Source organism: uncultured Nevskia sp. (assembly GCF_903885465.1).
Taxonomy (GTDB): Bacteria; Pseudomonadota; Gammaproteobacteria; order Nevskiales; family Nevskiaceae; genus Nevskia.
Genome location: NZ_CAISIQ010000520.1, coordinates 14,788 through 27,763, shown reverse-complemented (window position 1 = coordinate 27,763; position 12,976 = coordinate 14,788). Strand labels below are relative to the sequence as shown.

At 65.1% G+C, this 12,976-nt stretch carries 13 protein-coding genes; 6 read left to right on the top strand and 7 right to left on the bottom strand.

Translation table 11 applies throughout. The annotated features are described in order from the left end of the window. The 3 genes from QZY06_RS20090 to QZY06_RS20080 form a co-directional block, all read left to right on the top strand. A partial coding sequence (locus QZY06_RS20090) for an HlyD family secretion protein (RefSeq protein ID WP_295687548.1) occupies positions 1–1,042 on the top strand: 1,042 nt, incomplete at its 5' end. A gap of 11 nt (positions 1,043–1,053) precedes the next feature. Further along, positions 1,054–2,628 (top strand): DHA2 family efflux MFS transporter permease subunit, encoded by a 1,575-nt coding sequence (locus QZY06_RS20085; RefSeq protein WP_295687546.1) that lies wholly within the window; start codon positions 1,054–1,056, stop codon positions 2,626–2,628. 56 nt (positions 2,629–2,684) lie between these two features. Next, positions 2,685–3,173 carry a hypothetical protein gene (locus QZY06_RS20080; RefSeq protein ID WP_295687544.1) on the top strand — a complete coding sequence of 163 codons (489 nt, stop codon included), beginning with the start codon at positions 2,685–2,687 and terminating at the stop codon, positions 3,171–3,173. Positions 3,174–3,217: 44 nt separating this feature from the next. Here the strand turns inward: QZY06_RS20080 and QZY06_RS20075 are convergent, their stop codons facing one another. After that, positions 3,218–3,763, bottom strand: a complete 546-nt coding sequence (locus QZY06_RS20075; protein ID WP_295687543.1) for a cob(I)yrinic acid a,c-diamide adenosyltransferase — start codon at positions 3,761–3,763, stop codon at positions 3,218–3,220. 165 nt (positions 3,764–3,928) lie between these two features. Here QZY06_RS20075 and QZY06_RS20070 point away from each other — a divergent pair, with 165 nt between their 5' ends. Beyond that, positions 3,929–4,717, top strand: a complete 789-nt coding sequence (locus QZY06_RS20070) for an inositol monophosphatase family protein (protein ID WP_295687540.1) — start codon at positions 3,929–3,931, stop codon at positions 4,715–4,717. 28 nt (positions 4,718–4,745) lie between these two features. Next, positions 4,746–5,546, top strand: a complete 801-nt coding sequence (locus tag QZY06_RS20065) for an SDR family oxidoreductase (protein ID WP_022976871.1) — start codon at positions 4,746–4,748, stop codon at positions 5,544–5,546. A 16-nt stretch (positions 5,547–5,562) separates the two neighbouring features. Here the strand turns inward: QZY06_RS20065 and QZY06_RS20060 are convergent, their stop codons facing one another. Then, complete coding sequence (locus tag QZY06_RS20060; RefSeq protein WP_295687534.1) at positions 5,563–6,060, bottom strand: DUF4864 domain-containing protein; 498 nt, start codon at positions 6,058–6,060, stop codon at positions 5,563–5,565. 74 nt (positions 6,061–6,134) lie between these two features. Here QZY06_RS20060 and QZY06_RS20055 point away from each other — a divergent pair, with 74 nt between their 5' ends. After that, positions 6,135–6,926, top strand: coding sequence for a M48 family metallopeptidase (locus QZY06_RS20055; RefSeq protein WP_295687533.1), 792 nt, complete (start codon positions 6,135–6,137; stop codon positions 6,924–6,926). A gap of 30 nt (positions 6,927–6,956) precedes the next feature. Here the strand turns inward: QZY06_RS20055 and QZY06_RS20050 are convergent, their stop codons facing one another. The 5 genes from QZY06_RS20050 to QZY06_RS20030 all read right to left on the bottom strand — a co-directional run bounded on the left by QZY06_RS20050 (position 6,957) and on the right by QZY06_RS20030 (position 12,728). Then, positions 6,957–7,958: an ABC transporter ATP-binding protein gene (locus QZY06_RS20050; RefSeq protein WP_295687531.1), complete on the bottom strand. Its 1,002-nt coding sequence runs from the start codon at positions 7,956–7,958 to the stop codon at positions 6,957–6,959. A gap of 68 nt (positions 7,959–8,026) precedes the next feature. Then, positions 8,027–8,551 (bottom strand): Dps family protein, encoded by a 525-nt coding sequence (locus tag QZY06_RS20045; protein ID WP_295687528.1) that lies wholly within the window; start codon positions 8,549–8,551, stop codon positions 8,027–8,029. A gap of 86 nt (positions 8,552–8,637) precedes the next feature. Further along, positions 8,638–9,609 (bottom strand): SDR family oxidoreductase, encoded by a 972-nt coding sequence (locus QZY06_RS20040; protein ID WP_295687526.1) that lies wholly within the window; start codon positions 9,607–9,609, stop codon positions 8,638–8,640. Further along, positions 9,609–10,442, bottom strand: a complete 834-nt coding sequence (locus QZY06_RS20035) for a lysophospholipid acyltransferase family protein (protein ID WP_295687524.1) — start codon at positions 10,440–10,442, stop codon at positions 9,609–9,611. The genes QZY06_RS20040 and QZY06_RS20035 overlap by 1 nt, the downstream gene beginning before the upstream one ends. Before the next feature lie 192 nt (positions 10,443–10,634). Then, positions 10,635–12,728: a DUF1631 family protein gene (locus tag QZY06_RS20030; RefSeq protein WP_295687522.1), complete on the bottom strand. Its 2,094-nt coding sequence runs from the start codon at positions 12,726–12,728 to the stop codon at positions 10,635–10,637. Between the last annotated feature and the right edge of the window lie 248 nt (positions 12,729–12,976).

Here is a 12,976-nt window from a genome sequence, read left to right as displayed (position 1 = left end):
TCGTTTGCTGCGTCTGGCGATCCTGCTTGTCGTCCTGATCGCCGCTGCCGTGTTTGCCTGGCGCTGGTGGACGGTCGGACGTTTCTTCATCTCCACTGACAACGCCTACCTGCGCGCCGACATCAGCGTGCTGACGCCGAGAGTCGGCGGCGAAATCGTCGCACTGAAAGTGCGCGACAACCAGACCGTCGCAGCGGGCGATCTGCTGCTGGAGATCGATCGCCGCGATTACGCCGCCCGCGTCGATAGCGCTCGCGCCGCCGTTGCCGAAGCGCAGGCGGCACTGGCCGGCAACGGCCAGCAACGCGGCCAGCAGGACGCCGCGATCGCCGAAGCCCGTGCCCAGGTTGCAGCCGCCCGCGCCAGCGAAGTGCAGACCCGCGGCGAACTCGATCGCGCCCGCAGCCTGCTGAAGGATGGCGTCGCCACCCGCCAGCGGCTCGACAACGCCGAGGCCGCACATCTGAATGCCGTTGCTTCGGTCGCTCGCGCCGCTGCCGGCGTGCAGGCGGCGGAGCGGGCGCTTACCACGCTTACCGACAGCAGCCGCGCCCGGCTCGAAGCGGCGCTGGCGGCGTCGCAAGCTCAGCTGAAGCTGGCCGAGATCGATCTCGCTTCCACGTCCATCGTGGCACCGGTGGCTGGCACTGTTGGCGATCTGGCGGCGCGACTTGGCGAGCGTGTTCAGCCGGGTCAGCGTCTGCTCTCGCTGGTGCCGCTCGATCAGCTTTATGTCGAAGCCAATTTCAAGGAAACCCAGCTGAACAAGATGCGCATCGGCCAGCCGGTGGAAATCGACATCGATGCGTTCCCGAACGCCGTGCTGCACGGCCATGTCGACAGCTTCTCGCCGGCCTCGGGTGCCGAATGGGCGCTGCTGCCCGCGCAGAACGCCACCGGCAACTTCACCAAGATCGTCCAGCGAGTGCCGGTGCGTATCGCGCTCGATGACAAGACCGCGCTCGCCGGCCGGCTGCGGCCGGGATTGTCGGTCGAAGCCAGTGTCGATACGCGAGCTGAAGCTGGCGCGGCCAAGCAATAAGACTCCCGAACGTGGCTGCGATATCGCCCACCGCCGTCACTCCGGATGCCGATGAACAGGCGCGCAGTCGGCTGGCCTGGTTCGCCTTCATCGCCATGCTGTTCGGCAACTTCATGGCGATCTTGGACATCCAGATCGTCGCTTCGTCGATCAACCAGCTGCAGGCCGGGCTGTCGGCCAGCGCCGACGAAATCCAGTGGGTGCAGACCTCGTATCTGATCGCCGAAGTGATCGCCATCCCGCTGTCCGGCTATCTGTCGCGACTGCTGTCGACCCGCATTTACTTCGTCATCTCGGCACTCGGTTTCACCCTGGCCAGTCTCGCCTGTGCGACGGCCTGGAATCTGGAATCGATGATCGTGTTCCGGGTCATCCAGGGCTTTCTCGGTGGCGGCATGATCCCGACCACCTCGGCCTCGATGTACCTGATGTTTCCGCCGGCCCGGCGCGTGCTGCCGCAGGTGCTGTTCGGCCTGATCGCCACCCTGGCGCCATCGATCGGGCCGACTGTCGGCGGCTGGCTGACCGAGTCGGCATCCTGGCACTGGCTGTTCCTGATCAATGTGCTGCCGGGCTTCGCGGTGGCCTACGCTGTCTGGCATCTGGTGAAGATCGATCAGCCGCAGCCGGAACTGCTGAAGGTCATCGATCTGCGCGGCCTGCTGTTCATGGCGGTGTTCCTCGGCTGCTTCGAATACACGCTCGATGAAGGCCCGCGCAACGACTGGTTCTCGCAGGATTCGGTTGCCGTCTGCGCGGTGCTGGCGGTGCTGGCCGGCATGCTGTTCTTCCATCGCATGTTCACCGCCGAGCATCCGGTGGTGAACCTGCGGGCGTTTGCCGATCGCAACTTCGCACTTGGCACCGTGCTGGCGATGTCCGTCGGCATCAGTCTGTACACGCTGATCTATCTGACGCCGCTGTTCCTCGGCCAGGTGCGCGGCTACAACAGCCTGCAGATCGGCCACGTGATGATCGCCCAGGGCGTGGCGATGTTCCTCAGTGCGCCGCTGGCCGGACGGCTGGCCAAGCTGATCCGGCCGAAAACCATGCTGGCGATCGGCATCTGCAATGTCAGCTTCGGTGCCTGGCTGAACAGCCGGCTGACTGCCGACTGGAGCGTCGTCGAATTCATCCTGCCGCAGATCTTCCGCGGCAACGGTTTCCTGTTCTGCATGTTCTCGATGACCAACATCGCGCTCGGCACCTTGCCGATGTCCGAGGTCAAGAACGCCAGCGGCCTGTTCAACGTGATGCGCAACATCGGCGGCGCGATCGGTCTGGCGCTGATCAATACGCTGATCAACGAGCGCAGCTGGCTGCACTGGCAGATGCTCGGCGAATCGGTGCGCGCCAGCCATCCGCCGGTACGTGAGATGCTCGCCACCGGTCAGGCCATCACCGGCAGTGAAGCCGGTGCCATGTCGCTGCTGATGCGGCAGATGCAGCAGCAGGTGGCGGTGATGACCTACGGCGACATGTTCGCGCTGATCTCGATGATGATGGCTTCGGTGCTGCTGATCCTGCCGTTGATTCGCACGCCACGAATGGTTCCGGGCACGGAAGCTGCCACCGGTGGTCATTGAGACATGAGCTACAGTCTCGACCAATCCCCCTTTTCGCCGTTCCGATGGAGCCGTTCATGTCACTGAAGCCCAAGCTGCGCCACGCCGTACTTGCTCCGCTGCTGGCAGCGGCGCTGACGGCCGTGCTGCCCGCCGCGAACGCTCAATTACTGCTGAAGGACGGTCAGGGGCTGGCCGGAGCACCCAAGGCGGTGCCAGAGAAAGGCAAGGACGACACCGCGCCGGTCACCGAGCTGCCGGAGGTGAAGGTTGAAGGCGAGGTCGACGAACTGACCAAGGGCGATCGCAAGCGCCGCAATCAGGCCAAGCGGCTGCCGGGTCTCGGTACCGAGGAAGAGCGCAAGCTCGATCGCCTGGAAAAATTGCAGGAGTGGTACGGCGATCTGCCGAAAGACCCGAACAATCTCAACGACGATTCACAGCGATTCCTGGAAACCGCCGTCGAGAACAACGACGCCAAGGGCGTGACCCGTCCCGGTTCGCCGAACAGCGTGCCGCGCCGCAATCCGGCGGACTACAAGGACCCGATCGGCAACAAGCCCTGATCGGTAACGGGCCCTGAGCCCGGTTCTCCGCCCCGCGCCCGGAACTACTCGCTGCGCTTCCAGCTGACTTCCTGGCCACCGTCCTGGCGCGCCAGGACGCGGCAGCAGACGAACAGATAGTCCGACAGGCGATTGAGGTACTGCGGCACCAGCGGGCTGATCGTTTCATCGGCATTGAGCGCCCAGACCGCACGCTCGGCACGGCGCGCCACGGCCCGCGCCAGATGTGCCGCGGCGGCAGCCGGATTGCCACCTGGCAGCACGAATTCCTTCAGCGGCGGCAGGGTTTCGTTGAGCGTTTCCAGTTCGCTGTCGATGCGCTCCAGATAGCTTTCCTTGACCAACTCGAAGCCCGGCATCGACAGCTCGCCGCCGAGATCGAACAACTCGTGCTGGGTGCGCGCCAGCGGGGTGCGGATGCTGTCCGGCAGGGTCTGCACCAGCATCAGGCCGACGCAGCAGTTCAACTCATCGACATCGCCCATCGCCTGCACGCGCAGATGGGTCTTCGGCACCCGTTCGCCGCTGGACAGGCCGGTGGTGCCTTTGTCGCCGGTGCGGGTGACGATCTTCGACAGTCTGTTGCCCATGAAGCGGTGTCCAGTGTTGAGTGGCTGATGATCAGCAACGGGAGTTTGGCCGAGAGGATACCAAGGCCGGCGGTTTGCCCGTCGGATCCGGCGAACCTGAAGCCGAGTGCCGGAGGCGGTTTATCATTCGCCGCCCCGCATATCTGCGGCCTGCCGGAGTGTTGTGTGACCAGTCCTTATCTCGCAGCGGCGCTGGAAGCCGCCGAAGCCGCTGCGGCGGTGATCCGCATGGCCTATCGCGGCCAGTTTTCGGTCGACTACAAGGCCGATGCGAGTCCGGTGACCGAGGTCGACATCGCCGCCGAAGCGACGATCAAGGCGGTGCTCAAGAGCCACTTCCCGGAGCACGGTTTCTACGGCGAAGAGCTTGGCAGAGAAGTCGGCGACAACGAGCACCTGTGGCTGATCGACCCGATCGACGGCACCAAGAGTTTCGTCCGCGGCTATCCGATGTTCTCGACCCAGATCGCGCTGATGCACAAGGGCGAACTGGTGCTCGGCGTGTCCTCGGCGCCGTGCTGGGATGGCGCGCTCGGCGAAGTGATGTTTGCCGAGAAAGGCCAGGGCGCCTGGTGCGACAACCAGCGCCTGCAGGTGTCATCGGCCGACCGGCTTGCGCAGACCACGCTGTCCACCGGCAACCTCGCGCGGCTGGCCAGAAGCCCAGCCTGGGCGCGGCTCGGCGAGCTGATCGGACGGGTCCATCGCATTCGCGGCTACGGCGATTTCCTGCACTACCATCTGCTGGCCGGCGGCAAGATCGACGCGATCGTCGAGTCCGACGTCAACATCCTCGACATCGCCGCCCTCAGCGTCATCGTTCATGAAGCGGGCGGCGTGTTCACCGATCTCGAAGGCCAGCCGCTCGGCCTCGACACCACCAGCGTCTGCGCCGCCACACCCGGCCTGCACCAGCAACTGCTCGACATGCTGCGCTGGACGCCGCCGGCCTGATCCCCACCTTTCTCACCTGGACATCACCATGAGCTACGACTACAGCGGCAAGACGGTATTCGTTTCCGGCGGCACCAGCGGCATCAATCTCGGCATCGCTCACGGCTTCGCGAAAGCCGGTGCCAAGCTTGCGGTGATGTCGCGCAGCCAGGACAAGGTCGACGCGGCGATCGCCGAGCTGAAAGCCCACGGTGGCGAAGTGATCGGCTTCGCGGCCGACGTGCGTGATTACGCGGCCGTCGATGCGGCGTTCAAGGAAACCTCGCAGCGCCTCGGCAACATCGACGTGCTGATCTCCGGCGCCGCCGGCAACTTCCCGTCGCCGGCGATGGGCATCTCGCCGAACGGCTTCAAGTCGGTGGTCGATATCGATCTGCTCGGCACCTTCCACGTGGTCCGCGCGGCGTTCCCGTACCTGACCAAGCCGGGCGCCTCGGTGATCAACATCAGCGCCCCGCAGGCCTGGATCGCGCTGGAATTCCAGATGCACGTCTGCGCCGCCAAGGCCGGTGTCGACATGGTCACCCGTGTTGCCGCGATCGAATGGGGCCCGCTCGGCGTGCGAGTCAATTCGATTTCGCCGGGGCCGATCGAAGGCACCGAAGGCATGCGCCGCCTGGCGCCGAACGAGCGGGCCACCGAACTGGTCAGGGACAGCGTGCCGATGGGCTGCTTCGGCAGCACTGACGACATCGCCCAGGCGGCGATGTGGCTGTCGAGCCCGCTGGCGCGCTATGTCACCGGCGTGGTGCTGCCGGTCGACGGCGGCTGGTCACTCGGCGGCGTCACGGCGATGGGTTCGGGCATCAAGAAAGCGATGGGTGGCTAGCTGCCGACGCCCGCATTCAGATCGCGATTTCCGGCTCGCCTTCCTCGGGAGCCTGGACAACGCCGTCGGTCAGCCAGCAGTCCTTGTACGGGCCGTCAGGCTGCTTGCTGAGCGTGAAAACGTAGCGATGGACGACGCCGCTGCGGTCGATCAGCTCCACACCCTGGATCGCCTGCTTGCCTTCGCTGATCAGCGGCGCCAGGGTCGAGCTGCGGTGGTTGAGCATGGCCGGATAGGTTTCGCGGATCAGTGCCGCGAAGTGCGCCAGCGGACCAGTCTGACTGCGGTTTCCGGGCGAGGCGAAGCCGAACACGATCGCGAAGCCGGCGTCGCGCACCGGCTTGTCGACATTGGCCAGCGCGGCCAGCTGCAATTGCACGACGGCGGCCGGCGACAGCGCCGGGTCCGGGCCGATCTTCAGCTTGGCCTCGTCTGCTGCCGCAGCGGGGCCGGCCAGCATCAGCAGCGCCATGAAAGCCGGAATCATGCGCAGCAGCATCGATCTCAAAGCCATCTGCAACCTCGTAAACTGACTGCGACAGGTTGCACCGAATATAGCGTGGCCCGAACCGAGAACTCCGAAAGATCATGAATCGCCCCCCAAGCCACCAGAAGTTGTTGCTGAGCTTGTTGACCGCCACCGCCGTCGTCGCCTGTGCGACCTCGCCGCTCGGCCGCAGCCAGCTGAAGCTGTATTCGGATTCCGACCTCGACGAGATGGGCGTCACCGCGTTCGCGCAGACCGCCAAGGAAACGCCGGTGACCGCCAACGGCCAGGCCACCACCTATGTGAACTGCGTGGCCAATGCGATCACCCGCGAAGTCGGCGGCGTCTGGGAAGTGAAGGTGTTCGAGTCCAAGGACGTCAACGCCTTCGCGCTGCCCGGCGGCAAGATCGGCGTCTACACCGGGCTGCTGCAGGTGGCCAAGGGACAGGATCAACTCGCCGCCGTCATCGGACACGAAGTCGCTCACGTGATCGCCGGCCACTCGAACGAGCGCGTGTCGCAGCAGCAGGTCACCGGCATCGGCCTGAACGTGGCGCAGCTGATCGTCGGCGGTGGTGCCGGTGGTGGTGCCTTGATGTCGGCACTCGGCGCCGGTGCCCAGTACGGCGTGCTGCTGCCGTTCTCGCGTGCTCATGAAAGCGAGGCCGATCTGCTTGGCCTCGACTACATGGCCAAGGCCGGTTTCGACCCGCGCCAGGCCGTGCAGCTCTGGCAGAACATGGCCCAGGCCGGCGGCCAGAAGCCACCGGAATTCGCCTCGAGCCATCCGTCCGACGACACCCGCATCCGCCAGATCGCGGCGCGTTTGCCGCAGGATTTGCCGGTGTATCAGTCGGCGCAGGCGGCGGGGAAGAAGCCGAAGTGCAGCTGAGCCGGCGTTAGGCTGTCGACGGCCGGCGTGTCAGCCACCCGCCGCCACAAAATGACAAGCCGCGTACTGCTCGCCATCCACCCGCCGCAGCAGCGGCACGCTCTGCACGCAGGCGTGTTCGGCGAGCGGGCAGCGCGGGTGGAACACGCAGCCCATCGGCGGCTGGGCCGGGTTCGGGGTGTCGCCGCCGAGTAGCCGGCGCTTCTTCGGTTTGCTGCCATCGGCTTCGATCACCGGGGCGGCTTCGAGCAGCGCCCGCGTGTACGGGTGGCGGGGCCGGGCGTAGACGTTGTCGGCGCGGCCCTGTTCCATGACCTTGCCGAGGTACATCACCAGCACGCGGTCCGATAGCTGGCGGACCACGGCGAGATCGTGGGCGATGAAGATCATCGCCAGATTGCGTTCGCGGGCCAGCTCGGTGAGCAGGTTGATGATCTGCGCCTGGATCGAGACATCGAGCGCCGAGACCGGCTCGTCGCAGATCAAGAGCTTGGGCTCGACGATCAGCGCCCGGGCAATGCCGACTCGCTGGCCCTGGCCGCCGGACAGTTCGCGCGGCTTGCGATCCGCCAGTTCCGGGCCGAGGCCGACCCGCTCCAGCAGCGCCAGCGCGCGGCTGCGTCGGGCGGCGGCGTCGAACTCCGGGCGCAGCGCCTTGAGCGGCTCGGCGACGATGTCGACGATCTTCATCTTCGGGCTCAACGAGGCGAGCGGGTCCTGAAAGACCAGCTGCACGTCGCGGCGCAGCGGTCGCCAGTCTTTGCGGCTCAGGCCGATCAGTTCGGTGCCGTTGTAGCGGATCGAGCCGGACGTGGCTTCCTGCAGGCCGACCAGGGTGCGGGCCAGGGTCGACTTGCCGCAGCCGGATTCGCCGACGATGCCGAGCGTCTCGCCGGCTTGCAGGTCGAAGTGCAGATCGTCGATGGCGCGGATGTCGGCGGGGCGACCTCCGGACATGAACCCGGGCAGCAGGCCGCGCCTGGCATAAAGCACGCGCAGGCGGCGGACGGACAGGAGCGGAGGGGTGGCCATGAGAAACGATGCGCAAGAAAAAGGCCGACTGTTGTCGGCCTTCTTATTTTACGGCTTAACCGGCCCGGTCATTCGAGCAGCGAGCGCAGCATCCATGCGGTCTTTTCGTGCAGCTGCAGGCGCTGGGTCAGCAGATCCGCGGTCGGCTCATCGCTGGCCTTTTCGGCGAGCGGGAACACCGAACGCGCCGTTTTCGCACAGGCCTCATGGCCCTTGACCAGCTTCTTGACCATGTCCATCGCCGATGGCACGCCTTCGTCCTCGTCGATGCTCGACAGCTTGGCGTACTGGCCATAGGTGCCCGGCGCCGGGAAGCCCAGCGCGCGAATGCGCTCGGCGACCAGATCCACCGCCAGCGATGATTCGGTGTACTGACCCATGAACATCAGGTGCAGCGTGTTGAACATCGGCCCGGTGACGTTCCAGTGGAAGTTGTGGGTTTTCAGATACAGCGTGTATTCGTCTGCCAGCAGGCGCGACAGGCCGTGGGCGATCGCGGCACGGTCGGCCTTGCTGATACCGATGTCGATCGTCGCTTCGCTGGTGGCCGGAGCCAGCTTCGGCGCCTTCGGTTTGCTCTTTTCCTTGCTCATGAGGGTTCCTGTAAGAAGTGGGCGGTTGGGAAAGGTACCGGTCAGACCGCAGTCCGTGATCCCGGTTCTCCCGGGTTCTGCAGAGCCTAGCTCGCGCTGAGCTTTTGCTTGCGGTAGTAGGTGAAGATGTCGTTGAGATTGCGCCGCGGGCGCCAGGAAAAGGTTTCGCGGAACAGGCGACCGTCGAGGATCACCGGGTACTTGAAGTAGTTGACCAGATACGGCGGGAAGAACGCATTCCAGTTCAGCACCGAGGCCACCAGCTTCGGCAGCGACGGCGGGATCGACAGCACCGGCAGCTTGCGGCAGCCGCACTGGGCCACCGCTTCCTGGTACGGCACGTAGTCGTCCGGGGCGACGTTGTAGATGCCCGGCTTGTTCTGCTCGAAGGCGGCGATCATCGCGTCGGTCATGTCGTCTACATGCAGGAACTGCATCAGCGGCGAGAAGCCGATCAGCACCGGCACCAGGCTGCGCGACAGCAGGATCGACATGGTGTTGCGCACACCCGGGCCGAGCACGTTGCAGGGCCGCAGGATGGTGATGTTCAGCTCCGGATGCTTCCACAGATAGATGTTGGCGAGGCTTTCCAGCTCCACCGAATCGACTAGATCCTGGGTCACCTCGCTGGCCTTCAGCGGCGCGTCCTCGTCGATCAGCGCGGGGTTGTAGGCGCTGGCGCCATAGACGTAATACGTCGAGTGGATGATCACCTGGCCGACCTTGTATTTGCGGCACAGGTCGAGCAGCCGTTTGCAGCCAAGCACGTTGGCGTTGTAGCGCTGCTGGCGGGTTTTCTCGTGCGCGAAGATGCGGCCGATGTGGATCACCGCGTCGACCTTGTGGCTGGCGAAGATGTCTTCGAAGCCGCGCTTGTGCAGCTCGACCAGATAGCTCGGGATGCCGGCATCGGTTTCGACCTTGCGGCGGAAATCGACGGCGATGACGTTGTACTGGCCGTGCAGGCGGGCGATCACCCGCTTGGCCAGCGAGCCGGCGGCACCGGTTACCAGTACGGTCTTCTTCGGGGCAGCGCGGCTGCCGGTTTTGGTCGCCATCAGTAGAGGCTCGTACGTTCGTCGAGGCCGATCTGCATCAGCCGGCGCAGTTCGGTTTTCACCGTTTCCACCTGTTCGGTCACCTCGGCCTCGCTGGCCGCCGGCGAGAAATGCATCGGCTTGCCGAAGTTCAGATACACCCGCGCCGGCAGCGGCAACAGGCTGGGCACGATCGGCAGATAGGGCAGGCCGAGCAGCCTGGCGATCGGCGCCAGATTGATGACCGCGGGCATGGTTTCCTCGCAGCCGACGATGCCCACCGGCACGATCGGCGCGTGGTGGTTCATCGCCAGATGCATGAAGCCATTGCCGAAGCGCTGCAGCTGGTAGCGCTTGCGATACAGCTTGCCGGAGCCGCGAATGCCTTCCGGGTAGACGATGATCGCCTCGTCCATGTCGAGCATCTTCGAGCAGTTCACCGGATCGCCGATGACACCGCCGAGCGCGTTCAGGAAGTTGCCGAGCCAGGGCACGGTGGGGAAGAAGCGCTCGATCATCGCCCGGGCCAGACGCGGGCCGTGCGGGTTGGTCGCGGCGGCGACGCCGACCAGCACGCCATCCATCGGCAACTGGCCGCTGTGATTGCCGACGATCAGTACCCGGCCTGTGCTGGGGATGTTTTCCAGGCCGTGCGCGGTGACCCGGAAGTAATGGTCGTAGAGCCGCTTGGCGGCACCGAGGGCGAGCTTGAAGGTGTCTTCGTTGTAGCCCCAGGGGTCATAACCAAAGCTGCCGACCGGCTTCGGAATGCTGGCCACCAAGGCTTCGATGTCCGCCGTGACCAGCTTGGCGGCAATGCGCTGCTTCACGTCGAGCGAGCCGAGACTGAACATGAGTGTGGGGTCGATTTTCTTCTGAGCGGTTGACCTGCTGGCCTGATTGAAGACCGGATCAAGCTTTGATCCGGGCCTCTCAGACCTTGAGCGGTCGCCTCGCATCAACTTAGTGCAAAAGCCCGGTGCCGGGAAGATGCTGCGGCGGCTTTATTACGCGGACTGCACCATGAAAGCAGGTACTGGCGACGATCAGGCAGCGCGCGCCAGGTAGCGGTCGAGCGCGGCACGGGCGGCCGGGTCGAGATCGATCGGCACGGTGCGCCGAACCAACAGATCGTCGAGCAGCATTCGCGACTTCAGCAGCAGGGTATTGCTGCCATCGAATTCGGCGAACGCGGCGCAGTCGAGGCCGGCGTAATAGGCCACCGCTTTCATCCAGCGGCCTTCGTTGCGGTCGTGGTCATGGACCAGAAACCAGGCGCCGGGCTGCACCAGTTGTTCGAGCAGTTCGGTGACATTTTCGGTCGCGTCGGCAGCGGTGGCGGCATGCAGCACTGGCGGCGGTACCGCATCCGGTGACGGATCGGCGGACGGCTGGTTCGGCTGGCCCGGATGGATCAACTTGCCGAGCGCGGCCTCGAAGCCGTTCAGCGCATCGTTGATGCGTGCTTCGGCGAGGCCGACGGCCTTGAACGCCGTGGCCAGTTCGGCACGCAGTTCGCGCCGCAGAGCTTCGCTGCGCTGATCGTCGCGGGCCGGATCGAGCATCGCGACGATCTGATCGAGTTCGGCGAAGCCCTGTTTCCATTCGGCACTTTCGGGCCCGTGATGCAGCAGGTGCATCGCCATCATCGGCGCCCACAGCGAGTTCAGCAGCGGCCGCACTTCGTCGCTGATCGGGGTGCCGGAAGTTCGCAAGTGCAGTTCACCGGCGATGATCCGGCGCACCTTGGCGACGATTGCCTGGCGGCGCGTGGCCGTCTGCGCCATCTGCTGCTCGATGAAACGTTCGGCCTGATCGGTGGCGATCAGCTCGATCTCCGGCGGCGGCTTGCGCAGCGATTCGGCGGCGATATCGAACTGCTGCTGGATCTGCGATACCAGCTCGGCAATGCGGGCCTGATGCTCCGGGCCGCCGGTTCTGGCCGTCGAGGCCATGGTCGCCAGTTCGTTGATCAGGCCTCGGACCGGATGATCCGGATCGCTGATGAAGGCGATGTCCTTCAACGCCACTTTCATCGTCGACAAGCGCAAGCCGTCGAACTGCACGCGCAGTGAGTTCGGCAGGTGCGGGTCGGCGAGGATGTCGTTGAACATGTGGCCGACCAGGCTGGCGCGCTGCACATAGGCGGCGGTCTGGCGTGGCGTCCAGCCGAGGATGGTCAGGCCTTGCGAGGCTGCTGCGAGATCGGCGGCGAGGCTGGCATTCGAGTAGGCGGCGGCGTCGGGCGGCGTCGCAGAGAGGCGCTGCAGGCTGGCCAAGGACTGCGGATCGAGGGCCGGCGAGGTCATCATCGACGCGGCAAGGCCGGCCGGCGCGCGAAACTCCGGCTGGGCTGCGGTCTGGCCGAATTGATCGGAGAAGCCGCGCGGCGCATGCGTGGCGGTGGCTTCTCCGTTCGGCATGTCGCCGCGCAATGTGCCGCCCGGGCGGGCGCTCGGCACATGGCCTGGTCCGTAGCCTGAATGGGCGGACTGCACGCCCTGCTGCTTCAGGAAATTCAGCGCCTTGAAGTAGAGATCGGCCAGCTCGCTGATCACCAGGCGATCAAACAGCTTGAACACCACCAGTTCGACGTCCGAGCCGACGTTCAGGGTTTCGGCGGCCGAGCGGAACGCGCGGCAGATGGTCAGCGGCGCCAATGCGTCGATCGACATTGGCGCGTGATGGTTCTCGACCAGCGTCTTGACCCGTCCGCCGATGTCCCAGAGCGTGGTCTTGTAGAGACCATCGGCCTTGGCCGCCATGTTCGAGACGGCGATGTCGAGCTCGACAGCTTCGTTTTTCTGCAGGCTCAGCTCGCCGTCCGCTTCCCGGCTGCCGGGGACTGGAAACGCGGCATCGAAGCCCTTGCTGTAGTTGTCGCAGAACCGCGTGGTCATGTTCTTGCGGTCGAGACGCACGGCCCGCATGGTGTCGAAGAACAGGCGGCGATCCTGGTTGTTGGTGGCGCGTTCGGCGAACTCGAAGAGCAGATCGTCGGCACCATCGAACATGATGTTGAGCCGCTCGCGCAGGGCTTCGACCACCTGCAGGCGCAGCGTCTCCACCAGTTGCGCCGTGCCTTCGGCAGGCTTGCCCTTGCCGCGCAGCAGGCTCACCACTTTCGGGTTGCCGTTCACCACCTGCAATGCCCTGCAGCCACGACGCAATTCGGCGCCGCGAGGCGCGCGCGCCGAGCACAGTCGTGCTTGCTGAAAGGGTTCCGGGTCATGGCGCCACTTTATGGGGCATCGTGCACGATGCCGGAGCTGCTAAACGATTTTGTCCACGGATCAAAGCACTTGCGTGAACTTTTCGCGGGCAGATGAATTGCTTTCAGCCGGATCATCGCAGGGCGCTGTAGCGATGACCAGCGTCTTTACACAAC